This window comes from Flavobacterium aureirubrum (assembly GCF_038739835.1).
Classification (GTDB): domain Bacteria; phylum Bacteroidota; class Bacteroidia; order Flavobacteriales; family Flavobacteriaceae; genus Flavobacterium; species Flavobacterium aureirubrum.
Window position 1 is genome coordinate 51,746 of record NZ_JBCGDO010000016.1, and the last position, 25,399, is coordinate 77,144.

A 25,399-nucleotide genomic window follows, 5' to 3' on the forward strand; every position below is an offset into this window, starting at 1 on the left:
ATTATTTTTTTATCAGTTTTTGAACTTGCAGCTCATTTACTTTTACAAAGTACAAGCCACTTTGAAGCGAACTAACATCGAGGTTAACAGTAGTACTGTTTTCAAATGATGTAGTCAACACTTGTTTGCCTAATATGTCAAATACTGCAATGGTCTTGATGTCAAAATCTGCAACAAGTGACACCAAATCTGCTGCTGGATTTGGCGCTAAAGACACACTGCCTTTTTGAACTTCATTGGTGGTCAGCGACGAACTTAAACGCACCATGAACAATCCTCTTTCAATATCACTAACTAGTATAGTGCCACTGGCAAAAAACGGATATACACTCCATGCACCATTAAATTGGGCATTATTGTTTGCCGGAAACGTATCAAAAAATGCAACTTCATTCATTTGTCCATTATCAATATTGCTTATGTCCATTACGCGATATCCGGCGCGATAACTGGCCAAATGAAACCTATTGCCTTGCGTGTAGCCGTTATGGTCTATAGCTGGTGACGTTCCAAAATAATCCAATTTTGCTGTTGGCGCATCCAAATCAGTCATGTCAATTACCACAGAACGCGTATTGAAACCAAAGTTATTTTCGTCCAATTCGTCTCCAATGATAAAATACTTTTTATCTTCGGTTAACCAGCCTTGATGCGTATAACCAATATTTGAATAATTAAAAACTGATAGTAAAATAGGATTAGATTTATTAGTGACATCTACCACTACCACTTTATCTTCATTGCATCCAAAAAATATTTCCTTACCAGTATGTTGAGTATCTGTACCATTATAAATCACTATTTGAGCATCGTGGGTATAATCTTGCGCATTATAACCGAATGAGAAAGTGGGTTGCAAAGGGTTTTGAATATTTACCGCATGTATGCCTCCTGAAAATGTATTCGATCCAATACAATAGGCAAAACCAGTGGCTTCATTAATGGCAATGTTATGACAATTTCCAAAGCCACCATAACGCGCATCGGGAAGAAAAGTTTGTGGTGTAGTTACTCCACGCAATCGTGTTAAATCAAAAACTTGCATTCCGTGACCTGTGGACTCCGCAACGATGAACGCATAATTGTTGTAAACTTTTATGTCGCGCCATATGCTATTGATATTATTATGCGACACTACTTTTCCTAAATAAATTGGGTTCACTGGATTTGAAATATCCACAAATGAAGTATGACTCGTGCAACCCATGATGGCATATTCTTTTCCGCTTACAGGATCAGTCCAACCCCAACAATCATTCCCCTGTGTATTTGTTACACCACCAATTTGAGAAAAAGTCAAATTTGACAATAAATCTACTTTGTTACATGGGAAAGAACCAGCAAATCCAGAAGAACATAGTGTCTGACCAAAAGAATAAGCTGTAAAAACTGTTGCAGCTATAAGTAATTTTAATTTCATAGATTTTTTGTAATAAAGCCCAAAGCTATTGAAAAGAATTATAAATAATTAAAAACATTTCTTAAAAAATCGTTTTCGTATGTAGATGTATTAATTTGTTACTTTCCAAAGACATTTTCCCAATTGGATTGTACTTGATTTTGCATTACTTCTAAAGACATTCCTTTGTATTTTATTGCTAAAGCATATACCGACTCTAATGTTTCCTCGATGGTATCGGTTTCGAGAAAAAATCTATCGTTAGGAACGGATTGAAACACTTCTTTTAAATCTGGATTACGCAATAAATATTTACCAAAAGAAAGATAAAAACCGTTGGCAAGCAATTGCTTTGCTAGTTGTTCATTTTTAGAAAAACCATGAATAATCATTGGGACAGTAAATTTTAGCTTTTTCTTTATTGTGATTAGTTCGTCAAAAGCAGCTACCAAATGAAGCACTATTGGCTTTTGATATTTTTCAGCTAATGCAATTTGTCTTTCAAAAACTTCGATTTGCACAGTCATGGGAATCTCTATTCGTTTATCCAATCCACACTCACCAAGAGCCAAACATTCTGATTGTTTTAGTTTCTCCTCAACAATTGTCAAATCGCTTTCCCATCTTTTTTCGTCAATGTACCATGGATGAATACCAATAGAATAGTGTGGAATATTGTTATCAAATTCCCAAGGAAATTGGTTGACTAATTCTAATGTATTAGGATTGTTGGTAAATTTATGAGTATGTAAATTGAAATACTGCATTACTCATGAAACTTTTTTACACCAGCCAAAATAGCTATGTCCAAATTATTTTCTAAAGGAACTATTGGACAAGAATACTTGTAATTGTATGCACAATAAGGATTATATGCTTTATTGAAATCGATAGTCATAGTAGCACTTTTTGGAATTCGCATATCAATATACCTTCCTCCAATGTAGCTTTCCATTCCGCAAGTCAAATCGGAAAAAGGCAGAAAAAGGTAATCTTCAAAACCTGCTTTTTTAATTAATTCTATATTTTGATACAAATTCAGTTTGAAATCTTTTCCATCAATAGTAAACAACAATTCGCCATACTTTACATATTCGGGTGCTCGTGAGGTTGATGTTTTCATTTTAAACACTTTCTCGTTCGGTGTTCTGGTAAACTGGGCTTCTACTGTAAACTTCTCGTTAATCGGATAAAAATCCAAGCCTTTGAAAACCTTAAAATCTTCGTCAGTTAACGGACTCTCTTCCTTATTTCCATACTCTTTATTGAGTTTGTCTTGGAATTCTTTTGAAGTCTCTTGAGCAGTTAACCAAAAAACAGAAAGCAATAGCAATAAGAATAGTATTTTCTTCATCTGACAGTTTTTAACAAAAATACAGTAAAATTTGTTTGCAAACTCAGAAACTTAGCTACTCAGAAACTCGGCAACTTCGTAACTTTACAAACTAATCCGCAGCATTGCCGAATTGGTTGGAGCGTAGCGGAGAAAATCATCACTTCATGCTTCAAACTGCTTTTCAACGCTACATCAATAATTTCAGAGGCTTTTCTCGAGAGGTTTGGATACTCGCCATTATCACGTTTATCAATCGAGCCGGAACGATGGTGTTGCCCTTTCTCTCAAAATACCTAAAGGAAGATTTGCACTTCTCTTACAGTGAAGTCGGTTGGATTATGGTATGTTTCGGAGTTGGCTCTATGTTGGGCTCGTGGCTCGGTGGTAAACTATCAGATAAGATAGGGTTTTATAAAATAATGATTTTTAGCTTATTTACTAGTGGTTTGCTTTTTTTTGTAATACAGTTTATCACGAGTTTTATTGGGCTATGCATTAGTATGTTTGTTATTATGGTTGTGGCTGATATGTTTCGTCCGGCGATGTTCGTTTCACTTGGTGCTTATGCCAAGCCCGAAAATAGAACGCGCGCCTTGACCTTGGTGCGACTGGCAATTAATCTTGGCTTTGCTGCCGGACCAGCTTTGGGCGGTTTGATTATCATGAATATTGGTTATCGTGGCTTGTTTTGGGCAGATGGTATGACTTGTATCGTGGCTATTGTCATTTTTTGGCTTATGGTGAAGGAAAAGAAAAAAACAGCTTTTAGAGATGCAGCACATCCAGGCGATGTCCTCACGCATTCAGTTTTTAAAGACAAACCTTTTTGGATTTTTCTCACTACGTGCTTAATTACAGGCATTTTATTCTTTCAACTGTTTACGACTATTCCTTTGTATCATCGCGAACAGTTCAATTTGTCTGAATTCGAAACGGGTTTATTATTGACCCTGAATGGAGTGCTAGTTTTCTTTTGTGAAATGGCGATTGTGGGCTATGTAGAACGAAAAAACATCAATAAAATAAAAATAGTCTCGTTTGGTAGTTTGTTTATGGCTATCAGTATGTTTTTGATGCTCATCAACACTTGGGCAGGCATTCTTATCATCATGATGCTTTTTATGACTTTTGCCGAAATGTTTGCTTTTCCGTTTTCGAATTCGGTAGCATTAAGCCGCGCACCAAAAGGGCATGAAGGTCGCTACATGGCTATTTACACCATGAGCTTTAGTTTGGCACACATCCTGAGTGCTAAAACCGGAATGGAAATTATTGAACGTTATGGCTATCAAGCCAATTGGTTTTTTATGGGAATGCTTGGAATTCTTGGGGCTATATTAGGTATTTGGGTGTATCGTCTGATTCAGAACGAATATAAAACCTTATAATAAAACTTGTTACTACTCTTTATTTTCTTTCTAAACTTAAAAAACAGTTAAATAACTATAAATATAGTTGTGTAACTAAAAAAATAGTTATATGTTTGTTTCATCATAAAAGATAACCAGATTTATACCTAATCATTATGCAAAAGTTAACGAACAAAGAAGAAGAAATCATGCAGATTTTATGGAGACTGAAAAAGGCCTTCGTCAAAGAAGTGATTGCTGAAATTAAAGATGAGCAACCACACTACAACACGCTTTCGACTATCATTAGAAATCTGGAAGACAAGGGTTTTGTTTCGCATCATGCCTATGGAAATACGCACCAGTACTTCCCTATTGTGAAAATGGAAGAATATAGAAAGCGGTTTATGAACACGGCCATTGAAACCTATTTTAATAGTTCGTATAAAAATATGGTTTCCTTTTTTGCCGAAGAAGAAAAGATATCTGCCGATGAACTTCGAGAAATTCTAGCTATAATCGAAAAAAAGAACTAGCATGGAAACACTATTCATCTATCTTTTAAAATCGAGCGGCTTGATTGCCGTGTTTTATTTAGCATATCATTTCTTGGTACACAAAGAAACTTTTTTTACTAGTAACCGTTGGTTTTTGATTACTGGATTATTCACTTCACTCCTATTGCCGTTGTTTACCATTACTAAAGTGGTTTATGTAGAACGACCAAAAATAGCGTTGGAAGATTTGGTAGCTTATACCAATGCAACTGCAACTACACAAGCTATTCCTGTCGCGGAAACCATTGATTGGATGTTGATGCTAGGTTTACTCTATGGTATTGTTTCTTGTGTGTTATTGCTCAAGATAGTAGTAGATTTTGTTTCCCTATATAAAATCATTAGCAAACAGCAAGTTATTGTAATTGATAACTTTAAACTAGTTAATCTAAATAAAAACATCTCTCCTTTTTCTTTCTTCCATTACATCGTTTATAATCCAAATTTATATACGCAAGACGAGTTAAACAGCATCCTACTACACGAAAAAATCCACAGTCAAGAGAAACATTCCATTGACATCATAGTAGCTAAATTGTTTTGTGTTGTTTTTTGGTGCAATCCTTTTGTATGGTTATATGAAAAGGCTATCACGCAAAACCTAGAATACATTGCCGACCACAAAGCCATCAACCAATTGGAAGATAAAAAATCCTATCAAAAGGCATTACTCAAAATAGTTTCTACACCAGACTGCTTATCGGTCACCAATAATTTTTATCAATCATTAATCAAAAAACGAATCGTTATGTTAAACAAAAATCAATCACACCAAAGAAATTCATTGAAGTACGCGCTAGTAATACCAGCATTAATTGGGTTTATCTTTTTATTTCAAATAAAAGTTGAAGCGCAAACTAAAGCTACTTCCGAAAAGTATACCACAGTAATCGTAAAAGAAACCAATCCGCTAGAAATTGCTTATGTTTTTGATAAAATATCTTCCGATAATGAATTAAAAAAAGAGGCTTTAGCCATTAATTCCAAATACAATATCAATTTTAAATTTGATAAAGTAAAACGCAATGCCAAAGGTGAAATTATAGCCATCAAAATCAGTTATAATGATAAAAAAGGAAATAAAGGCAAGGTCGCACAAAGTAGAACCATTCCTATCCGACCTATATTTTTTAAGATAAGTAAAATTAAAGACGGTGAGTATTCGTTTGGGTTTTATGATAACCCCGATTTAGTTGAAAAACCAGTAGATGAAGTAAATGAGAAAAAAATAACAACTATTGAGTCTACAGAAGACGATGCCATAATTTTTGTTGACGGGGAACGTTACAGTAAAGAAGATTTAAACTATCTTGATCCAAAAGGATTGGAAAGCATTTCGATAGTCACTGATAAAGCATCCATGCAAAAATATGGTGTCACCGATAAGGATAAAATAATCGTTATTGAAACGAATTGGTCAACAAAATCAAAAGTTCCAAACAGCAAAGAAACAAGTCTGATTTTTAGTAATCCATTTTCTGAATTAGCTTTAAAAGAAACTATTACTGATTTTAATGACGTTAGTACTATAAACTTTAATGAACCTTTAATGATACTTGATGGTAAAGAAATTTCAAAGAAAGAATTTGAAAAAGTAAATGCTTGCGATATTAGCAATGTTAATGTACTCAACTCTTCTTCTTCAAATATTGTTGAAAAATATGGTGATAAAGCAAAAAATGGTGTTATCGAAATTCAAACTGTTGCCTACTATGAAAAAAATAATCCTGCCGCAAAATCAATCCCGATACAAGAAAAATTTAATTCAAATGAAAATTTAGAAAAGAAAAAAGAACTTGAATTAAAAGCACAAGAAAATTCTAAATCAAATAAATCTGAAAAGGAAGAAGGAATGAAAGTTAGAAATAAAAAAATAGAGAAAAGAAATAAAATTTTGGAAGAGAGAAAAAAGAAAATAGAAAGAAAAGAATAGGGAAATAAGCATTCCTTGAAACGATGGTTTTATAATAACTAAATCTAATGACAAAGAAGCATTAGAATTTTATCAAAGTATTTTAGCCAAGAATAAAATCAATTTTTCTTTTGATAAAGTAAAAAGAGACAAAAACGGACTAATTACTGCCATTTCTATTACCCTTGAGAACAGTGAAGATAAAATTAGTAAAGCGTTTAAAAACAAAAAAGGAATTGGAGATATTTTCATAGGAAAAGAAAAAGGTGTATTAGTTATCAGATAAGTTAAAATACTATTAAACATTGTTATTTGCTATTTTAAACTTACTAAATTTGGTTATTATCTTAAATCATGAAGTACGCCCTTAAATTTGCAAGTTTATTATTATTTGTTGCTTTTAATTCCTTTGCACAAACTAGTGAAAATGATCCTTTGATTAAACTTTTGAAGGATACTTATTTTGTTACTTGGAACAAAAGCACACCCGAACAACAAATGAAAGACGATGTCAAAGTATTTGCTGAAAAAGGGGTTACTTTAAAATACAGTAATATAAAAAGAAATGATAACAATGAAATTATAGCCATCACTATTTCTTATAAAACAAAAATTGGTGAAAAGGGTTCATTGAGTTATGATACTAAAAATCCTATAGGTGATATCAAAATTTACAAACAAAATAATGAAGTAGGTTTTGGAGAGCTGCCAATATTGAGTGGTGGTTTAACTTTACATTCATCAGTTGATCAAGAAGATGCCCTAATGAAAGGCTATAATTTTACATATGCAAATAAAAAATCTTCAGGATCACGAACTATAACAAGCATTCAAAGAACGGGTAAAGAACCTTTAATTATTGAAGATGGCAAAGTGATTGAAGGTGGAGCTGACTATACAAAAGAAGAGATTGACGAAGTAATTAAGCGAAGTAAAGAAAGTAGTATTGGCGGTGGAGAATACAAACAATTTAATTACAAAAAAGGTAACCAAGATTATTCCAAACAACTAAACCAAATTCAAAAACAGCTAGATGATTTGAAACAATATAAAAAAAATAGTGATGAGAAATCCAAATAACAATTTTACATCTAAAAAACTTTAAAATTAGTTTTCCATAAACAATAATCCTATTGTAGCAAAAGACCATTAATTCGATGGTCTTTTTTATTATTCGAAAATTAGAATAACATATTCTTTAGTCAAAACAAATTGAAGAAAAAAGCGAGAATTAGTTAAAAAATTTTTAAATCATTTTTACTAAAAAACATCTTTTAATAAGTTTGTTAAACTCTAAAATTAAAACTTATATTCTTATGAAGACAAAACTAAACTTAGCGCTGGTAGCCTTTATTATCGTAATAGGGAATGGTTTTTCACAAGACAAGAAACCATTTGTTTTAAAGCAAAATGATAGCAAAGGTGATATCGTGATGACTTGGAATGCCAACACGCCCGAGCAAGAAATGAAAGACGATATCAAAGCATTAGCAGACTATGGCGTAACGATTACCTATGATAATGTAAAACGAAATAGTATTGGAGAAATAACCGCTATCAAAGTGACGTATGCCGATAGAAAAGGCAATAAAGGCGCTATGGAAATGGATAATCAAAAACCGATAAATACCATCAAGTTTTTTAAACAAGGGGAAGACGTAGGTTTTGGTGAACCAAAAAATAGTGACCTTTTTGCTAGTGCTAATGGTTTTGGAAGTTTTCCCAACGGCCAAAATCCAATGCAATTTTTCAATTTTGGACAAGGTCGCGACGATGAAAATTCCAAATCGTATAGCTTTAATTTTAGCGATGATAATGCCGCTGTAAAATCGAGAATGTTTATTCGAAAAGATGGTAAAAATCCATTAATTATAGAAGATGGTGAGATTGTGCAAGGTGGTGACGACTATACTAAAGAAGAAATTGAAGAGCTTAAGAAAAACAACAAAATAGAGCACTCTACTGCTGATGATTTCCCAAATTTTAGCAATCAAGGCAACTTAGCCGAGCAAATGAAAAAGATGCAAGAGCAACTCAATCAATTGATGCAAAAGCAACAAGGCAACAATCAACCCGATGAAAGTGATAAGTCAATGCAAGAATCAAAAGAGGAATTAAAAAAAGCAAAAGAAGAACTCAAAAAAACCAGAAAAGAGTTAGAAAAAACCAAATCATCTTTAAAAACTCAGAAAGTGTAATATAAAATAACCGTCTCTTCGACGGCTTCTTTTTTTATACTTTTACAACAAAATAACACTATGATGTACAAACTCTTAGCCAAAGCAAACAAATTGCTATTACCGAGCTTTTCCAAGCAACAATTGGATCTAAGCAAAGCCAAAAAATGGCAAATGGCTATTATCGGTTGGCGTTACTTTGTGACATCACGTGCTTTGAAAAAGTAAAATTATGCTTTTAAATCCGTTTCCTGTTTGCATATTTCACATTAATAGCTATATTTGCACCCACAAAAAAAGGCCTCGTGGCGCAACTGAATAGCGCACTTGATTACGGCTCAAGAGGTTACTGGTTTGAATCCAGTCGAGGTCACTGAATTAGGCTATTTTAAGTATTTGACAGTGGTTTTATTCATTTTTTAGTCAACGAAAGTTGTCAAATGAACATTTAAATTTTTTCCTTTTTACTTATAATTAGCAACTGCCATTAAGAAATAATAAGTCTGTAAACAAGATATTTTAAATTATTTTTTTATTAATAAAAATTATTTTTTTTTCCAACTAGCTATAGTAGTTTCTTCATATTCTTATTTTTAATAAATGCTTCGATAAAATTTATTTTTTTTTGGACAATTTATTTATAAAATATTACTTTTTTATTTTGAATACCAATTTTAAATACTTCAATTCGAATTCATCTATCCAATATCAAAATATAGTAAGCTTGACTTAAATCTTTCTTTTAGAAGGTTCTCAAAAGAGTGGCAATTAAAGAAGGGTTCACGAAAAAGTAGTCGTCTTTTTTAGTTATGGATTAAAATTAGTTGCAAATGCACAAATGATTTTGCTATATTTGAATTTCAAAAATTAAAAATGAATAAAGGACAAATTTCGAATATTCTAAGAAGGCTCAGATTGATTTATATGGCGGACTGGGCATATTATTCTATTGAACGTTGCAAGAATCGAAAAAAAAATAACTCTTTCAAAAAGAATAATCCTGATGTTAAATTGCCTAATGACTATCTTATGTTTGAGTCGTTTCAGATTGACTATACAAATTATTATGAGGGAGGCATCAGTACTGCAAAATGGTTGTCGGAGTATTTTGGCAAGTACATTGATTTAAAGGATTTAAAAATACTTGACTGGGGTTGTGGGCCAGGGAGAGTGATTAGGCATTTACCAGAAGTTATTGGAAACGGTTGTTCCTATTATGGAACAGATTATAATAAACAAACCATTGATTGGTGTGCAAAAAACTTACCGGGAATTAGCTTTAATCTCAATTCCTTAGAGGCAAAGCTTCCTTACTCAGATAATTTTTTTGATGTCATTTATGGGATTTCAATTTTCACGCATCTTTCAGAGGATTTACATTATAAATGGCTTAATGAATTACAAAGAATATTAAAACCAAATGGTATTTTATTACTGACATCACAGGGAGATAATTTTAAAACTAAATTAATCCGTTCAGAAGTTTTAAAGTTTAACAATGGTGAGTTGGTAATTCGCGATAAAGTAAAAGAAGGTTATAGAATGTTTTCGGCTTTTCAACCATCAGGGTTTATGAAAAATCTTTTTAACGATGTACAAATCTTAGAACATTATGCGGAGCCAATTCCAAAAAGTGGTGATTGGATACCACAGGATGTATGGATTGTAAAAAAGAAGTAAATTATTTTTTTTCTATATAATTTAAATTAAAAAATGCCGAAAATGATATACCCGGCATTTTTTGTTTAATAAGTTGATACAAGAATAGTTTAATTCTTGATGAACTTAATTTCTTTCGATTTAGACTCAGATGATATTTTCAGAATATAAAGACCTGTTTTTAGATTTTTTATTTCAAAATTAGGATTACTACCTATGGACACTTCATTTTCATATAACAACCTACCGTTTATATCAAAAACAACTACATTAAGCTTATCACTCTCAAACTCTTCAAAGTCTATGTTAAACAAATCAAAATTGCCATCATTAGGATTTGGGTATAAAACCATTTTTGATTCTGGTTTTGAATTAGTTTCCTGTGTTGAGGCAGTTTTTGAGTAAACTCTTGGTGCGCAGCTAATATCCATAGAACTGTTTATTTTTAAGAATATACTTCCAGTACTGTTTGGAGTAAATCTTGTTCCTGGTAATAGTCGAATTTCATTCCTTGCAGTCAAGGCAGCCTTACAATTATCCCTAAAAGACACATTCTCAACTAATAATTTATTGTTGATTTTATCTAATTTGAAATCAAATCTTTTGAAAACATGATTTTTCAATATAGCGAGTCTAGTAGTTTTTTTCATTTCATTTACAAAAGTCACTGCATCTCCTGAATTCAAGGCACCTCCGCCAATCTGACCTGCATAAACTTGATTTAAAGTAAAACTTTCAACATCTTTTGATGTTAATTTTAAAATATCATCTACCTCGTCATGGGTAAGGCAATCATTAATTGTTTTCATTAATGCTACTGTTCCTGCAACCCTTGGGGAACAACCTGAAGTTCCGCCTCCAGAATAAAAAATTGTTTGATTTTGTTCAGTATATATATATCAAACCTAAAAGTATTTGCCGTGGGTGCCAAAATATCAACTTCAGGATTAGTGGTAGCGGTAGTCACAAGCCCACTTGGACTTTCTATCATTTGCCCCCAAGAACAATGCTGTTCCCAACCATTATAAAAGAAGCCGACGGGATTATATGCATCGGTTCCATTTATATCAGTGATGGAACCTTGAATTCCTGAATAAATCATAAATCCAAAAGGAGATGGCGTAGCACCTAGAGCTGGCACCAATGGTAAGGTTAATGGATTTTCATAGTTTACCTCTGATACAGATATTACGCCATCATAAGAAGCAGGAAAACAATAGTTAATTCCCCATGTAGTGCCAAAATAATTTGAACAAAGATGATCAGTGGCAGTTTGATAAGAAGACCAATTTCCTGAACCCGCTACTAAAACTGTTTTGTAGTGTTTAGTTATTGAATCAATTGTCATTTGCTGTACTTCATAATATTGATTTGAACCTCTAACATAAGGAGTAGTTGATGAATGTGAAACCCAACTCATATTTATTACTCTTGCTCCATTCTCAGCAAGTCTTAATAAATTATCATAATTACCATAAGCTGCATGTACAATATCACAATCATAACAAACACCGACTGAACCATAACCGTTATTTCCTCTTGCAGCTGCTATCCCGCCAACTGCTGTTCCATGAGCTGTGTTTGGATTGGTAGGGTTATAAGCTAAACCTTGTAAATACGAAGTTCCAACTCCAATGTGAGTTACCTTATTAATAAAATCTATATTATTGTCATTTATTTTTGCATCCGAAAGACCAATTTTTGTGCGAACACCAGAAGTAATGTCTATACCCGTTGTTAAGTCCCAAGCTTTAGGAAGATTTATATAATCTAAATCATTTCTCCGAATGTTTGCACCTGTATTCCCATTAGGATTAGTGTTTCCATAATCATTTGGATATGCTGCCAACAATTCTAGCTTAATATCTGTTAAATCTTCTGTCTTCCTATAAATAGTTGGAAAGTTAGAAATCAAATCGTTAGCTAAAGTGGCACTTTCTGTCTCTAATATTAAAACCCTAGAAAAGCTTTCCCAATTGGTTGATGGAAATCCTCTATCAAAACTTAATATTTTATATTTAGCAAAGAAACTTCTTAATCCACTATCATTACCAGAATAAAGCAAATAAGACCCTTGGGTAGCAAATTCTGGTTTAGATGAAGAATTATACAAATACATGTAGTGTTTGTATATTTTTTGTCCCTGACCATAAGAAAAGAACAAACAACAAATTATTAAAAATAGTTTTCTCATAACTATTAATTTTTTAGTTGACTTTTAACCTGTTGCAATTCTTTATTTAATTGAATGACGTATAATGTTAATTCTTCAACTTTTTCTATTAATTTTTTGTTCATTTCCCCTAAATTTAGTCCATCCGATTCTACCACCTTAGCACTTGGAACATTTGGTAAATGTTTATTTTCATTTATATATTTTTCTACCTCCTCTAAAGGCATCAAATTAAAATCATCTTCAAAAACATAATCAGGCCATCCTAAAAGATCAACAACAACCTCCTTCGCATGGACAGTACCATTCACAGCTAGCTTTGTATCCGGAGTTTCAGTTCCAATACCAATATTACCTGTTTTTGTTATTGTCATTTGAACTTGTGACTGAGTTGCTGGCTGTGTATCCGCAATGGTCGTAAATTTAATATTCCCCGTTCCTTCACAATTAAAAATCATACTACCACTAGTATAACCTCTAAAAATGACATCCCCTTTTTTTGATACATTTGAAAACCCGTAATCTACAGGTGCAATTGCTAAATTCAAAAAACCATATGCATTTGAAATGGTTGATTGTATTTCTATCATCGGAGTTGATGAACTTGCTATTAAAAATGGTCTGTTTGATTTTATAGCCCAATTATATGCAGTATCATTAAAATTTGCAACTGTACCGAAAAGCATTCTCCCACTGTCTAATTTAAGATTACCAGTTGTTAGGTTCAAACTTTCTGAAGGTGTTAGAGTTCCGATACCAACATTCCCTCCGAAATAAGAAGTCCCTCCTGCAACCATAAATTTATTAGTTTCAAATGTTGGAGCAGTAGAATAACCAATACCAATACCGCCAGAACGATACTTATTGTCAGTTGTAGCAGTTCCAGTTGGAAGAAGCTGGGCAAAAATTACATTAACGGATAACATCAGAGCAATTACAAAAATTAAATTTTTCATATATAATAATTTAGATTGTTTGATAGTTATACAATGTTATGAAAAAAATCTAAGTTACTTAATTTAATGTTAAATATTTCAAGTCGCTTAATGGGATAAAATTCGGCAAAGTAAACAAGTACTTAAAATATATTAGTAGCTATCTAGTCAGAAAACATTGGAGATAAAATTTTACGAGAGAAATTAGCGGAAATGACAAAATCTACAATAAATGATGTGAGAAAAAAGACAATTTTACATTTAGTAATATTGGGCGTAAAAGTCAAAACATATAAATTAAATAGCGGAAAAAGGAGACTATTTTAATTAAAAATATCATATTTGTAATAATTTAAGACAATTATTGCAATGGGTGTTTAATATGAATACACCATTATTTTAGAGGGATTGTGAAACATTGCAATGGTTTTGTGAAACATTACAATGGTATTGCAATGCTAAGTATCGATAATTGAAATACCATTGCAATCACTTATTGAAGAAAAAATTATTAAAACTGTTGAACTATTTATTTTTCACTTAATTTCAGTTGCAGTATTCAAAGAATAAATAGATATATCTGCTAAACCTGTCCCGTTTTAATAATTGGAATTTTCAAGCCAGTTGTGCACTTCTATTTTAAATCCAAATCCGTTTCCAGTTTGCATATTTGAAATTAATAGCTATCTTTACACCCACAAAAAAGGCCTCGTGGCGCAACTGAATAGCGCACTTGATTACGGCTCAAGAGGTTACTGGTTTGAATCCAGTCGAGGTCACTTAAGAATGAAAAGCTCTGATGCAAATCAGGGCTTTTTTTGTGTATAAAATTGATGTTGAGCTCGCTCATAAAAGCAATTTTATACACAAAAAAAGTTTTTCAATATAGGATTGAAAAAGACTTTTCATTTCCACTACGGAGCTTTATCTGGATGGACGAAGTCACTCTAGTCGAGGTCACTTACGAATGAAAAGCTCTGATGCAAATCAGGGCTTTTTTTGTGCCAATTTTACTGGTGAGCTTGCTCATAAAAGTAAAATTGGTACAAAAAAAGATTTTTCAATCTCTGATTGAAAAAGACTTTGCATTACCACATCATAAACTTTTTATTGATTACTTTAACACTTAATAAATCATAGAGCTCTGTTATTAGTATGCAATATTTCTGTATTTTGCATTGCTATTCAGTTTTGCCCAGCAAGCAATGATTATTATTGGCCATGCGACTTTAGCATAATTCGAAATAAACACTATACATACTTTGACGTTGCATCTTGTTACTGGTGTTTACACTCCACAACAGGATACCTACGATATTATCTTAGAGCTACCCTATAAAAAAACGGGAACCAATGTTGTTGAAGCCTTTAAGTACTTTAGGGTTGCCAATGGTAATTCTTTTCAAGGCGATTTTGCTCTTAGCGAGTTAGAAACCAAAGTAACGGTCAATACAAACACTTGTTTCAGTGCCACTTTTTCGGGACGTGCTACAATTGGAAACAGTGAAGTTATTATCACTGAAGGCATTATTATGCATGTATATACCGATCCTTTTGACTAATTTTTTAGCTACTGTTCTTCTTCTGTAGGGTTTGCAATAAATAAGCAACATCATATAAAGTTTGACCAGAGCCAAAGTGTAATTAGAAAAAAAAACTTCTAGTAATCTAAAAGCATTTTTGTTGTAGCAACTTGTTGTTTGGTTTACTTTAACTTCATCAATAAATAAGCAAACGTCATCGCATTTCTTTGTGCGGTTTGCTCATTGGTTGAAGCACCAGCATGGCCACCTTCTGTGTTTTCATAATAAAAGGTACTGTATCCCATGTCATTCATCAAGGCGTTCATTTTTCGAGCGTGACCTGGGTGAACTCTATCATCACGTGTTGAAGTATAAAAGAAAACTTCGGGATAATTCGTCCCTTTTTTCAAGTTGTGGTAAGGGGAGTACTTTTTAATAAATGCCCATTCCTCTGGTTTATCCGGATTGCCATACTCTCCCATCCAACTAGCACCAGCCAATAATTTATTAAAGCGTTGCATGTCTAGTAAAGGAACCATACACACTACCGCATTATACAAATCAGGACGTTGGGTAAAGGCTACACCTACAAGCAATCCACCATTGCTTCCACCCATAACACCCATATGTTTTGCCGATGTTATTTTCTTAGTAATCAAATCTTCGGAAACAGCATACAAATCATCAAACACATTCTGGCGCTTTTCTTTTAATCCCGCTTGGTGCCATTGTGGTCCATATTCACCTCCGCCACGAATATTGGCCAACACATATACGCCGCCATAGTCTAACCACGAAACTCCATTGGTTGCATTGTAAGAAGGATTGCTAGCTATTTCAAAACCACCATAAGCATAAACCAAAGTAGGATTGCTCCCATCATACTTCATGTTTTTGGCATGCACTACAAAATAGGGAACCAACGTACCGTCTTTTGATTTGGCTTTGAATTGTTTTACTTCATATTTACTCGCATCAAAATAGGCAGGTAACGATTGATACTCTTCAAAAGTATTTTTAGTCGCATCAGCCAAATATAATTTAGAAGGCACAATAAAATTTTGATAATAAAAGAAAAAGCGATCGGAATTACTGTCCGTACTACCTATCGAAATGGTGCCTAAACTAGGGGTATCCATCTTTTGACTTGTCCATTTTCCGTTCGAAAAAGTATAGCTATATAACGCTCCTGTAACATCGGTCAACTTATTAACTAGTAGTTTTGTTTTGGTTTTACTGACACCGTCAATACTCGAAAGCGCATCAGGCACTACAATTACAGCCAGTTCTTTTTTGCCCTTCAACAGTTCAGTGAACGTTAAACTTAAAAGCGTTCCGCTAGTATAAGTCTTGCCATTTACTATCCAATCTGATTTTAACTGCACTACCAATTGGTTGTTGAGCAAAGCTTGTACTTCAACGTCATCGGGAAGGTCTAAAGGAATACTTTTATTATCTTGCCAAACAAACATTTTCCCAGTATAAAAAGTGGTGCCTCGTCGTAACATGATGTATTTAGTATCACCATCATGCATGACATTACCGCTGGAAGATACATCAGTCACTTCACCTTCAAAAAGGAGTTGTGCCTGCGTGATGGTTGTTTCGCGTTTCCATAATTTTACTTGTCGCGGATAGCCCGAAGTGGTCATGGTATTTTCGCCAAAATTGGTCGCAACGATAACGGTATTCTCGTCAGCATAACTCACACTACCTTTCGACTCGGGCATGGTAAATCCATCTGCAATAAATTCCTTTTTCACGGCATCATATTCACGCACAATAACCGCATCACCGCCACCTTTGGAGAGACTGATTAAAAACCGATCATAGTTGGGATGCAAACCAGATGCACCCTTAAATACCCATTTAATAGCATCAGTTTTGGCCATTTCATCAATATCGAGCAAAGTTTCCCACTTTATAGTCTTATTGAGATAGTCTTCCAGCAAACAACGACGCCAAATGCCACGCGGATGCTCTTTATCTTTCCAAAAGTTGTAGACATACTTCCCTTGAATAGACGGACTGGCAATACGGTCTGTAGCATTGTATATGGCCAAACTCTTCTCATAAATGGTTTGATAGTCTTTATACTGACTGAGTTTTTCCAAGGTCATCTTGTTTTGAGCTTCTACATACTCCAATGACTTTTGACTGTCAACGTCTTCCAACCATTGGAATTTGTCTTCTTGTGCGATTAGGGTTGTATTGATACTGATCATTGACAGTAGTATTAGAATGGATTTTTTCATGGTGTTTGTTGTTTGAATAAGTCGTGAAAATTTGAACTAAGATAGTTAAAAATAATTTATTTAACCCTCGCAGGGTTTTTTAACCCTCGCAGGGTTTTTTAACCCTCGCAGGGTGGTAAACCCTGCGAGGGTTGGTCAATATTCAATTAATAAATTGGAAATCTCATTAGTATGCTGTTCGCAAGAATGGAAATATATAAAACTATCTTTATTTCCAAAAAGAGTAACAACTTCATCTCTTTTTAACATTGTTGGTTTATCAGTTACAATGGTTTCATAGGAAGACCATGGATATAAACTCATTTGCTTGACAAAACCGTGGTGAACAGGATTATTGTGAATGTAATAAATAAGTTGTTGAAAATATCTTTCGTTAGTAATTAATTTTCGCTCGAAATTCTTTTCAAACAAACTACCTGTCCTATTATATCGTTTATTGATAGCTTGAGTATAAGCATTAAATAAATGGGAAAATTGCCTTGATGGTTCAACAACTTTAGGTTTTTTAGTTGTGTTGTAAGATAATTTATTAACATCAATTTCTGACATTTCTTTTATCCTAACTAAAATATGGAAGTGGTTTTTTAATAAACACCAAGCATAAGTATCCGCTATCGGTTCAATATATTTAGCATAAAGTCGCAAGAAATGATAATTATTTTCTGGTTCCAAAAATACATCAATACCATTGTTGCCTCTATTATAGATATGATAATAATTTCCGTTAAGAAGTGGAACCCTGACTTCCATTTATTTTACTTTGGGATTGAATTTAAATAGGTCTTTGTCTGCTGATAGCTCTTAGATAATTAAATAAAGATATCAATTTATCATAAAAAGAGTTTCTTTTATTTATATTTTTAACCCTCGCAGGGTTTTGAACCCGTGAACTTTGGTTTTTTAATTCTTTAACCCTCGCAGGGTTTTGAACCTGTAAACTTTGGTTTTTTAATTCTTTAACCCTCGCAGGGTTTATCCCGAAGCGTCGGGACTGCGAGGGTTAAGAACTACAATTTATTAATATAACTACTATACAAATCCTTGAATTGATACCCTACTTCTACCCTATCTTTACTTAGTTTGTTGTATTCTACTAATCCCCAAAGGACAAACTCTTTTAAGAAATAACGGTCTGCTACTGGAGTTTCGGGTTGGTACTTTTGGATTAAATCTTCCAGCGGTTTGATGGCATCCAATTGCTTTTTGTAGGTTTCCTCCTTGGCATCGTCTAATAACTCAAAACCAGTTTCGGTGAAGAACCACTCTAGGATTTTAGCATACGGACTAGCATCGGCATCGCGTTCTAGCTTTTCTATTTTTGGGAAATATGCTGGGAAGAACGTGTGAATAGCATCGCCTAGTAAATGTTGCGCCACCACTGCTGCGCCTTCTTGTTCGCCTTCATAGACCAGTTCTACTTTACCTGTTATAGCCGGAATAATCCCCATGAAATCAGACAAGCGCACGCTGGTTTTCTCTTCTCCTGCTAGTAACGCTCGTCGCTCTGCCGTACTCAGTAAATTTTCATAGGCAGTAATACTCATACGAGCACTCACGCCACTTTTGTGGTCTACATACTCACTATCGCGCGCTTCAAAGGCTATTTGCTCTAGTAAATCTTTGGCTAACGAAGGAACATAAACCGTTTCCAATTGCGTGCTATCTAGCTTGGCTTCTTGATGGGTAATGGTTCTAGCGATGGCCACATTCTCGGGGTAATGCGTTAAGATTTGGGAACCAATTCGGTCTTTTAATGGCGTTACGATACTACCTCTGTTGGTGTAATCTTCGGGATTGGCGGTGAAGATAAATTGCATGTCTAAGGGCATACGCAGTTTAAACCCACGAATTTGCACATCGCCTTCTTGCAAAATATTAAACAATGCCACTTGGATACGTGCTTGCAAATCGGGTAACTCGTTGATTACAAAAATGCAGCGGTTGGCTCTGGGAATCATCCCAAAGTGGATTACTCTATCATCGGCATAGGACAACTTTAAGTTGGCGGCTTTGATGGGATCTACATCGCCTATTAAGTCGGCTACGGTTACATCGGGTGTGGCTAGTTTTTCTGAGAAACGTTCGCTTCTGTGCAACCACGTAATTGGTGTGGCATCGCCCTGCTGTTGCAGTACATCTTTTGCAAAGCGAGAAATGGGCTGGAACGGGTCATCGTTTATCTCCGAACCTGCTACTACGGGAATGTACTCGTCCAACAATTCCACCATCTTTCTAGCTAGACGTGTTTTGGCTTGACCGCGAAGACCGAGTAAGTTGATGTTATGACGGGAAAGAATAGCCCGTTCCAGTTCGGGGATAACGGTGTTTTCGAAACCGTGTACGCCTTCAAAGGTAGGTTGCCCTGATTTGATTTTGGCTCTTAGGTTATCACGCAATTCGTCTTTGATGCTTTTGGATTGATATCCTGCTTGTTTTAATTGGCCGAAAGTTGTTGTATTTTCTATTTTCATGTTGAGTTGTTTAACCGCAAAGTTCGCAATCCCGAAGTTTCGGGATACGCAAAGGTCACTAAGTTTATTTATTACTATTTTTTTTGGAGCACGATGTATATAAAGTTTAAGCACAAAGTTCTCAAAGTTTTTTTTAACCATTAAGATAATTAAGTTTCATTAAGTGTTTTTCCATCTACTAAAAATCAATTGCAACCGAAAACCGAAAACCGACAACGGAAAACTAACTTCTACTTAATCTTCTTCTTTCTATTCGTTTCATAATCCTCAAATATCATTTCGCCTAGGCCTTTCAATCCTGTGTAGAAGGCTTTGCCTTGGTTGGCTTCGGTGAAGCGGTTCACAAATTGTTGCAGATAGGGATCATTGGCAATCATGAAAGTGGTAATCGGGATATGTAATTTTCGGGCTTGTGCGGCTTGGTTGTAGCATTGCTCTACGATGTATTCGTCTAGACCGTTGGAATTCATGTAGTATTCGCCATTTTTCTCTCTCACGCAGCTGGGTTTGCCATCGGTAATCATAAAGATTTGCTTGTTGGTGTTGCGTTTTCTTCTCAATATGTCCATGGCGAGTTGTAACCCTGCCACGGTATTAGTATGATAGGGACCTACTTTTAAATAGGGCAAATCCTTGATGGCAATGGGCCACGCATCGTTCCCAAAAACTAGGATGTCAATGGTGTCCTTGGGATAGCGTGTTGTGATGAGTTCCGCTAATGCCATGGCTACTTTTTTGGCGGGTGTAATTCGGTCTTCGCCATAGAGTATCATGCTGTGACTGATGTCTATCATCAATACGGTGCTCATTTGGGCTTTGAACCGGGCTTCTTCTACCACCAAATCGTTTTCTGTTAAGCGAAATTCTTCAGCACCGTTATTAATTTGGGCGTTTTTTAAACTCTCGGTCAGCGAAATACTTTCGAGTGTGTCGCCAAAGTGGTATTCTCTAAACTCGCCTGTTTGTTCGTCGCCGCTGCCGCTATATTTGGTTTTGTGGTTGCCATTTCCTGAGCGTTTCAGGTTGCCGAATATTTGGTCCAAAGCCTGCTGGCGGATGGCGCGTTCTGTTTTGGCGGTGATGCCTGTGCCTTGCGTGCCATCGTCTTTGAGCTCTTCGCGGATGTAGCCTTTCTTCTTTAAATCTTCGATAAAATCGTCGATGGTGTAGCTGTCATCGGTGAGTTTGTATTCTACATCTAGTTGGCGCAACCAGTCAATGGCTTCGTCAAAATCGCCCGAGGTGTGGGTGATTAGCTCTTTGAATATTTCGAAGAGTTTGTCAAACGGTGCTTGGAACGGCGCTTCGTATTGTTTGAACTTAAATCCTTTTCTTAGCTTTTTTTCCATAAGGTATAAAACTACTGTTTTCTATTTATACTGGGGATAGAACGAGTATTAATTTTTAGTTAAAGGTGTGGATGGGTTGCAGTGGTGCATGGAAGGTTTTTAAACACATAGGGACATAGGTTTTTTTTGGGTTTTAGGAGGCGTTGCACTTTGTTTTAGATGGACATAGGTGTTGTGCGCGGGGTGTTGCTGCTAGTTTTTGTTGGAGGGTGTTTTAGATTGGTGAATTGAGTGCTGGGAAGGTTTTTAAACACATAGGGACATAGGGTTTGTGGGTTTTAAGAAGGCGTTGCACTTATTTAAAGTAAAGCATAGGTTTGGTGTGCTGGTTTATGGATGTTTGTATTTGTTACTTATAGCTTTTTGATTTGCTTTGCAAGATGTCTTGATTGGCTGCTATGATAGGGTTAATTATTAAAAATAAAACAGGCGTTTTGCTTTTAAAAATAATTGTGAGCCATGGTAAAAATAAAGAGCGGTGATTTAAAGTGACGGTTTACGGAAATAAACAGCTATTTGAATTTTAGTGGGAAAGCTTTCTGCGAAGGAGTAGTAATTTATCTAAATGTATCGCAGGTTTAATTGTCGGATTTTTAGATTTGGAATTGTATTGTATTACACCTTTTTAAGCAACGTGATGAAAGGGACTTGCTGAACGATAGGATTCTAAATCAGCGATGGGGATGCCCGTGTATTCGGCGTAATTATCGAAAGTGATTTTAAAGCGTTTTTCCTCTTTTTTGAAGAAAACTCTCATGTCATTCATTTTTTGGGAAGCTGTTCGCATGGAACAACCCTCAATCTGTGCAATATCACTAGTTGTTATGCAAATTCTTAATTTTTTCTCGTACATGGCTTATAAACTTAAAACGAATGCGATGGTTACTACTATTCGACTTCATAAAATAAATTTTAATTTAAATTGCTGATATTGTGAACATCAAAGCAAATTTAATACATGTAACTTTAGTTCAAAAAGTTTCTTATTAACAATTTTAGATAACTTATGAAAGAAAAACAACGAATTGTTAACAATAAAAGCTAGTTATTTTTAATAATAAAAATAGTTATATTCTTTATTTACAATTAGTTATAACCTAAAAAATAAAAAATTTAGTGGCAATTATGAAAACTTGGAAAGCGTAAAAAAATAAAAATGTGTTAATAAGTAAAATAACATATTTCAAATTCATTTTAAAATGCTGTTAATCATGTTCTTGGTTAAGTTATTGTTGTCATCAGATTAGATCATGTACCATAGTTACCTCTGTACTACCTCTGCTATACCTATTACATACTTCTGGCATATACTCGTCATACACTATTCATATACTCCTCATACACTCCTCATACACTAGCACTCATTTTTTGAACTTTTTGATTGCTATGTTATTAAAATTCAACTATTTGTTTTACAGGACATTAAGGTCTTAATTCGGCAAAATCGGCAAGAAGTGGTAAATTGGGTTGATTTGTTACTTTTCAATCTATTTTATCAATTTTAGCGAATAGTGTTGGTATTCGGCAAGATTGACAAGAGCGCGGAAATTGGCCCGATATCTTTGTGTCATTATTAACATTTAATTTTTTAGTTATGGCAAAAGTAAGAAGCCTGATTAAAGTAGAAGGTACGTTAGACGACTTGACCTTTTACAGAGGTACCGATGGGTACTTGGTGCGCACCAAGGGTGGTGTTAGCAAGAATCGCATTATGAATGATCCTGCGTTCGCTAGAACACGAGAGAACGGGACGGAATTCAGTAGTATTGCAGGTTCTGGAAAATTGTTACGGTCTGCCTTGGGACCGATGTTGTTTAAAGCCAAAGACAGCAAGATGACTAGTCGCCTTGTTGGTGTAATGGGTCAATTGAAAAACATGGACACTGTTAGTGCTCGTGGATTGAGAAATGTAGCAGAGGGATTAAATAATCCGTTGGCGGCCTCAGTTCTTGAAGGTTTTGATTTTAATGCTCGTGCCACTTACAGTAGTATTTTGAATGCTAGTGCCACTGTAGATGAGGTTACGGGAAAGATTAGCATTGGGGATTTTAATCCTACAAGGCAACTTCGTGGTGCTGATGGTGCGACGCATTTTAGTTTACAGGCGGGATTTTTGCGTATTGATTTTGCTACTGGTTCATTTGAACTTATGCAAAGTCCTGAGCAAGTTTTTCCTATTAGTAACGATGTTGTCTCTACTAGTTTGACGCCTTCTAGTGCTCCCACTTTGGCAGGTACTGGTATGCACGTAATTTTGATTGAATTTTTTCAAGAGATTAACGGGGTGCAGTATATGCTGAATAATGGTGCTTATAACGTGTTGCATTTGCTGAAAGTGAGTTAACGAAAGTTGCCACACAAAAAGTTTTTTAGTGTTCAAAAAAGCTTTTATAAACGCTCTACCATTTGGTAGGGCGTTTTTTTTTAGGAATCAGATATTGAAGGATTTGTGGTGTTGTTTATTGCTTATTACTTTTATTTTTTGCCATAGATTAAAGGGGTTAACAGACTTGAAAAGTTAAAGATGTAGCTTTTATATGCCGCAAGTTGCATTAATTATGATTACTTTTTGTTGATGCAGCTTCATGATAATTTTTATCCATGTAAGGAATTGAAGGGTATTTAAGTTAGATTGTATGTAGATTTTTATTGGCAAAGTCGTAAAGGTGCTAAGATTACTTTTTAGAATTTATGAATGAGGAGATATCAACTATTATTGTTGATAAATTGATTTTTCTGACAGGTATATATGTTTTAATTTAGTGACTGAAAATTAGTTGTTTACTTAACTATATGCCTGTGACTTTTTATATTCCGTCTTGTATTGATTTTGATTTGCTAGAAAGTCAATATCCTCCAACGTTTAGACCTTATAAAAGGGATAAATTAGCTTATTTGATCCATAAAATCGTTTCGATTGGTAGCTCGAATAAGAATAGTTTTAGTAGTGATGGTTTTGTTTGCTTGTACTCTCCTGCCCTACAAAATATTGTTTCTAATTATCTTCACTATTTGGATTATGCCGCTAATGCTGGTTTGATTGAAAAGAATAATAGTTATTTGGTTGGGAAGTTTTCGAAATCTTATCGATTGACTGTTGACAATACTATTGAGGTATTCAATTATATTCCTACCGATTTCACGCTGCTTGCTGCGTTGAGAAACTATCGTAATAAAAAAGAGAAGACAGTTGTACACCATAAGCATTTAAATCAATGGTTTAATTCAAAACTAGCTATAGATATTGAGTTAGTTACTACTTTTTTGGAGGAAGAATGGTTACTTAAAAACGGTAACGAGGCATTGTGGGATTTTGATAGCGCAAAAAAAGTTTTTAAAAGTCCTTATCAACAATTGGTATTTTCAAAAATTTCTGCTGAGCAACTGGCTCGTGGAGCATACAACTTAAAAATTGATGATAACGTTTATCGTTATCATAGCAATTTTACCAATATGCGTGGTTTGATTAGAAATGCTGTTACTTATGACGGTCAACCACTAGTAGCGGTTGATATTTGCAATAGTCAGCCTTATTTTAGTTTGTTGCTGCTCGAAAAAAAATTTTGGTCTCAATTGTTGGCTTTTTTTAAAAATCATCACAAAAAATTATCAAAATACGAGCCGAATTTGATTTCGACCTTCTTTAATAGAATAAAATTAAATAAAAGTAATGATAGAATTACTATTTCTGCTATCATTATGTTAGGAGAAATGATGTTATCACTTATGGATAAAGGGTTGAAAGAGGATGTAAAACGCTATAAGGATTTAGTTGTTACTGGTCAACTGTATGAATATTTAGAAGAACAGTTTAAACGCGAACTTGATTTACCCACTATTGATAGAACTACTGCCAAAGTAGCTTTATTGCAAGCTTTTTTCTCTGATAATAGATTTATTGGCACTGAAGAAGCTGCACCTAAAAGGTGCTTTAGTCAATTATTTGCTACCGTTTATAAAGTATTTTCAATTATAAAGAGAAAGGACAAGCGAACTTTAGCTTTGTTGCTACAAAATATTGAAAGTTATTTTATAGTAGATGTGATTTCTAAAAGGATTAGTAGCGAATATCCTGATTTGCCTATTTTTACTATACACGATAGTATTGTTACTACTGTTGGAAATGAAGCACTCGTTAGCCAAATTATAACTGAGGAATTGGAAAAAGGTATTGGTGTAGCTCCTAAATTAAAATTTGAGTATTGGGATATTCGTAATATTGATACTTATCTCCAAGGCTTGAAAATTAAAGCTGGTGTACTCAGTGCTTAATTTTTTTTTAGTAAATGCGGAAACCCTTAAAA

Annotated in this window: 21 protein-coding genes and 2 tRNA genes; 12 read left to right on the plus strand and 11 right to left on the minus strand. The window is 34.3% G+C overall.

Features of this window, described 5'->3' with window-relative positions:
• Position 1 precedes the first annotated feature (1 nt).
• The 3 genes from WFZ85_RS11800 to WFZ85_RS11810 all read right to left on the minus strand — a co-directional run bounded on the left by WFZ85_RS11800 (position 2) and on the right by WFZ85_RS11810 (position 2,753).
• Positions 2-1,420 carry a choice-of-anchor B family protein gene (locus WFZ85_RS11800; RefSeq protein ID WP_342696500.1) on the minus strand — a complete coding sequence of 473 codons (1,419 nt, stop codon included), beginning with the start codon at positions 1,418-1,420 and terminating at the stop codon, positions 2-4.
• A 98-nt stretch (positions 1,421-1,518) separates the two neighbouring features.
• A complete protein-coding gene (locus WFZ85_RS11805) occupies positions 1,519-2,166 on the minus strand; it encodes a TatD family hydrolase (RefSeq protein WP_342696501.1) in 648 nt (215 codons plus the stop codon).
• Entirely contained in the window at positions 2,166-2,753 is a 588-nt protein-coding gene (locus WFZ85_RS11810) for a DUF1684 domain-containing protein (protein ID WP_342696502.1), read from the minus strand. The genes WFZ85_RS11805 and WFZ85_RS11810 overlap by 1 nt, the downstream gene beginning before the upstream one ends.
• 146 nt (positions 2,754-2,899) lie before the next feature.
• Between WFZ85_RS11810 and WFZ85_RS11815 the strand changes: the two genes are divergently transcribed.
• From WFZ85_RS11815 to WFZ85_RS11850, 8 genes are all read left to right on the plus strand, one after another.
• Entirely contained in the window at positions 2,900-4,123 is a 1,224-nt protein-coding gene (locus WFZ85_RS11815) for an MDR family MFS transporter (protein ID WP_342696503.1), read from the plus strand.
• A gap of 137 nt (positions 4,124-4,260) precedes the next feature.
• The gene (locus tag WFZ85_RS11820) at positions 4,261-4,620 is read left to right on the plus strand and encodes a BlaI/MecI/CopY family transcriptional regulator (RefSeq protein WP_342696504.1); all 360 of its coding nucleotides are present in this window, start codon (positions 4,261-4,263) and stop codon (positions 4,618-4,620) included.
• Between the two features lies 1 nt (position 4,621).
• Positions 4,622-6,574, plus strand: coding sequence for a M56 family metallopeptidase (locus WFZ85_RS11825; protein WP_342696505.1), 1,953 nt, complete (start codon positions 4,622-4,624; stop codon positions 6,572-6,574).
• A gap of 333 nt (positions 6,575-6,907) precedes the next feature.
• Positions 6,908-7,633 carry a hypothetical protein gene (locus WFZ85_RS11830; protein WP_342696506.1) on the plus strand — a complete coding sequence of 242 codons (726 nt, stop codon included), beginning with the start codon at positions 6,908-6,910 and terminating at the stop codon, positions 7,631-7,633.
• Between the two features lie 236 nt (positions 7,634-7,869).
• Positions 7,870-8,751 carry a hypothetical protein gene (locus WFZ85_RS11835; protein ID WP_342696507.1) on the plus strand — a complete coding sequence of 294 codons (882 nt, stop codon included), beginning with the start codon at positions 7,870-7,872 and terminating at the stop codon, positions 8,749-8,751.
• 63 nt (positions 8,752-8,814) lie between these two features.
• The gene (locus tag WFZ85_RS11840; RefSeq protein ID WP_342696533.1) at positions 8,815-8,958 is read left to right on the plus strand and encodes an SsrA-binding protein; all 144 of its coding nucleotides are present in this window, start codon (positions 8,815-8,817) and stop codon (positions 8,956-8,958) included.
• A 71-nt stretch (positions 8,959-9,029) separates the two neighbouring features.
• Positions 9,030-9,103 (plus strand) — tRNA-Arg (locus tag WFZ85_RS11845).
• A 500-nt stretch (positions 9,104-9,603) separates the two neighbouring features.
• Entirely contained in the window at positions 9,604-10,410 is an 807-nt protein-coding gene (locus tag WFZ85_RS11850; RefSeq protein ID WP_342696508.1) for a class I SAM-dependent methyltransferase, read from the plus strand.
• 89 nt (positions 10,411-10,499) lie between these two features.
• Here the strand turns inward: WFZ85_RS11850 and WFZ85_RS11855 are convergent, their stop codons facing one another.
• Genes WFZ85_RS11855 through WFZ85_RS11865 form a run of 3 tightly spaced genes read right to left on the minus strand, consistent with a single transcriptional unit; the run spans position 10,500 to position 13,518 of the window.
• Positions 10,500-11,198 (minus strand): T9SS type A sorting domain-containing protein, encoded by a 699-nt coding sequence (locus WFZ85_RS11855; protein WP_342696509.1) that lies wholly within the window; start codon positions 11,196-11,198, stop codon positions 10,500-10,502.
• 5 nt (positions 11,199-11,203) lie between these two features.
• Positions 11,204-12,583: a S8 family serine peptidase gene (locus WFZ85_RS11860; protein WP_342696510.1), complete on the minus strand. Its 1,380-nt coding sequence runs from the start codon at positions 12,581-12,583 to the stop codon at positions 11,204-11,206.
• A 5-nt stretch (positions 12,584-12,588) separates the two neighbouring features.
• On the minus strand, positions 12,589-13,518 hold the full coding sequence (locus WFZ85_RS11865; protein ID WP_342696511.1) for a hypothetical protein: 930 nt from the start codon (positions 13,516-13,518) through the stop codon (positions 12,589-12,591).
• 684 nt (positions 13,519-14,202) lie between these two features.
• Here WFZ85_RS11865 and WFZ85_RS11870 point away from each other — a divergent pair.
• Both WFZ85_RS11870 and WFZ85_RS11875 read left to right on the plus strand, forming a co-directional pair.
• Positions 14,203-14,276: transfer RNA gene (locus WFZ85_RS11870), tRNA-Arg, on the plus strand.
• Between the two features lie 483 nt (positions 14,277-14,759).
• The gene (locus WFZ85_RS11875) at positions 14,760-15,059 is read left to right on the plus strand and encodes a hypothetical protein (protein ID WP_342696512.1); all 300 of its coding nucleotides are present in this window, start codon (positions 14,760-14,762) and stop codon (positions 15,057-15,059) included.
• A gap of 143 nt (positions 15,060-15,202) precedes the next feature.
• On the opposite strand, the gene WFZ85_RS11880 is transcribed toward WFZ85_RS11875, so the two are convergent.
• From WFZ85_RS11880 to WFZ85_RS11900, 5 genes are all read right to left on the minus strand, one after another.
• Positions 15,203-17,275, minus strand: coding sequence for a prolyl oligopeptidase family serine peptidase (locus WFZ85_RS11880; protein ID WP_342696513.1), 2,073 nt, complete (start codon positions 17,273-17,275; stop codon positions 15,203-15,205).
• 135 nt (positions 17,276-17,410) lie between these two features.
• A complete protein-coding gene (locus WFZ85_RS11885; protein WP_342696514.1) occupies positions 17,411-18,025 on the minus strand; it encodes a hypothetical protein in 615 nt (204 codons plus the stop codon).
• Between the two features lie 257 nt (positions 18,026-18,282).
• Complete coding sequence (locus WFZ85_RS11890) at positions 18,283-19,746, minus strand: MoxR family ATPase (protein ID WP_342696515.1); 1,464 nt, start codon at positions 19,744-19,746, stop codon at positions 18,283-18,285.
• Between the two features lie 230 nt (positions 19,747-19,976).
• On the minus strand, positions 19,977-21,095 hold the full coding sequence (locus tag WFZ85_RS11895) for a vWA domain-containing protein (RefSeq protein WP_342696516.1): 1,119 nt from the start codon (positions 21,093-21,095) through the stop codon (positions 19,977-19,979).
• Between the two features lie 625 nt (positions 21,096-21,720).
• On the minus strand, positions 21,721-21,948 hold the full coding sequence (locus WFZ85_RS11900) for a hypothetical protein (protein ID WP_342696517.1): 228 nt from the start codon (positions 21,946-21,948) through the stop codon (positions 21,721-21,723).
• Positions 21,949-22,806: 858 nt separating this feature from the next.
• On the opposite strand from WFZ85_RS11900, the gene WFZ85_RS11905 reads away from it, so the two are divergent.
• Positions 22,807-23,439 carry a hypothetical protein gene (locus WFZ85_RS11905; RefSeq protein WP_342696518.1) on the plus strand — a complete coding sequence of 211 codons (633 nt, stop codon included), beginning with the start codon at positions 22,807-22,809 and terminating at the stop codon, positions 23,437-23,439.
• 449 nt (positions 23,440-23,888) lie between these two features.
• Positions 23,889-25,367: a hypothetical protein gene (locus WFZ85_RS11910; RefSeq protein ID WP_342696519.1), complete on the plus strand. Its 1,479-nt coding sequence runs from the start codon at positions 23,889-23,891 to the stop codon at positions 25,365-25,367.
• The last annotated feature ends 32 nt before the right edge of the window (positions 25,368-25,399 follow it).

Bases quoted from the DNA above. Each gene is read 5' to 3' on its own strand.
- WFZ85_RS11800 (WP_342696500.1), bottom strand. From the start codon at position 1,420: ATGAAATTAAAATTACTTATAGCTGCAACAGTTTTTACAGCTTATTCT.
- WFZ85_RS11805 (WP_342696501.1), bottom strand. From the start codon at position 2,166: ATGCAGTATTTCAATTTACATACTCATAAATTTACCAACAATCCTAAT.
- WFZ85_RS11810 (WP_342696502.1), bottom strand. From the start codon at position 2,753: ATGAAGAAAATACTATTCTTATTGCTATTGCTTTCTGTTTTTTGGTTA.
- WFZ85_RS11815 (WP_342696503.1), top strand. From the start codon at position 2,900: ATGCTTCAAACTGCTTTTCAACGCTACATCAATAATTTCAGAGGCTTT.
- WFZ85_RS11820 (WP_342696504.1), top strand. From the start codon at position 4,261: ATGCAAAAGTTAACGAACAAAGAAGAAGAAATCATGCAGATTTTATGG.
- WFZ85_RS11825 (WP_342696505.1), top strand. From the start codon at position 4,622: ATGGAAACACTATTCATCTATCTTTTAAAATCGAGCGGCTTGATTGCC.
- WFZ85_RS11830 (WP_342696506.1), top strand. From the start codon at position 6,908: ATGAAGTACGCCCTTAAATTTGCAAGTTTATTATTATTTGTTGCTTTT.
- WFZ85_RS11835 (WP_342696507.1), top strand. From the start codon at position 7,870: ATGAAGACAAAACTAAACTTAGCGCTGGTAGCCTTTATTATCGTAATA.
- WFZ85_RS11840 (WP_342696533.1), top strand. From the start codon at position 8,815: ATGTACAAACTCTTAGCCAAAGCAAACAAATTGCTATTACCGAGCTTT.
- WFZ85_RS11850 (WP_342696508.1), top strand. From the start codon at position 9,604: ATGAATAAAGGACAAATTTCGAATATTCTAAGAAGGCTCAGATTGATT.
- WFZ85_RS11855 (WP_342696509.1), bottom strand. From the start codon at position 11,198: ATGAAAACAATTAATGATTGCCTTACCCATGACGAGGTAGATGATATT.
- WFZ85_RS11860 (WP_342696510.1), bottom strand. From the start codon at position 12,583: ATGAGAAAACTATTTTTAATAATTTGTTGTTTGTTCTTTTCTTATGGT.
- WFZ85_RS11865 (WP_342696511.1), bottom strand. From the start codon at position 13,518: ATGAAAAATTTAATTTTTGTAATTGCTCTGATGTTATCCGTTAATGTA.
- WFZ85_RS11880 (WP_342696513.1), bottom strand. From the start codon at position 17,275: ATGAAAAAATCCATTCTAATACTACTGTCAATGATCAGTATCAATACA.
- WFZ85_RS11885 (WP_342696514.1), bottom strand. From the start codon at position 18,025: ATGGAAGTCAGGGTTCCACTTCTTAACGGAAATTATTATCATATCTAT.
- WFZ85_RS11890 (WP_342696515.1), bottom strand. From the start codon at position 19,746: ATGAAAATAGAAAATACAACAACTTTCGGCCAATTAAAACAAGCAGGA.
- WFZ85_RS11895 (WP_342696516.1), bottom strand. From the start codon at position 21,095: ATGGAAAAAAAGCTAAGAAAAGGATTTAAGTTCAAACAATACGAAGCG.
- WFZ85_RS11900 (WP_342696517.1), bottom strand. From the start codon at position 21,948: ATGTACGAGAAAAAATTAAGAATTTGCATAACAACTAGTGATATTGCA.
- WFZ85_RS11905 (WP_342696518.1), top strand. From the start codon at position 22,807: ATGAATGATCCTGCGTTCGCTAGAACACGAGAGAACGGGACGGAATTC.
- WFZ85_RS11910 (WP_342696519.1), top strand. From the start codon at position 23,889: ATGCCTGTGACTTTTTATATTCCGTCTTGTATTGATTTTGATTTGCTA.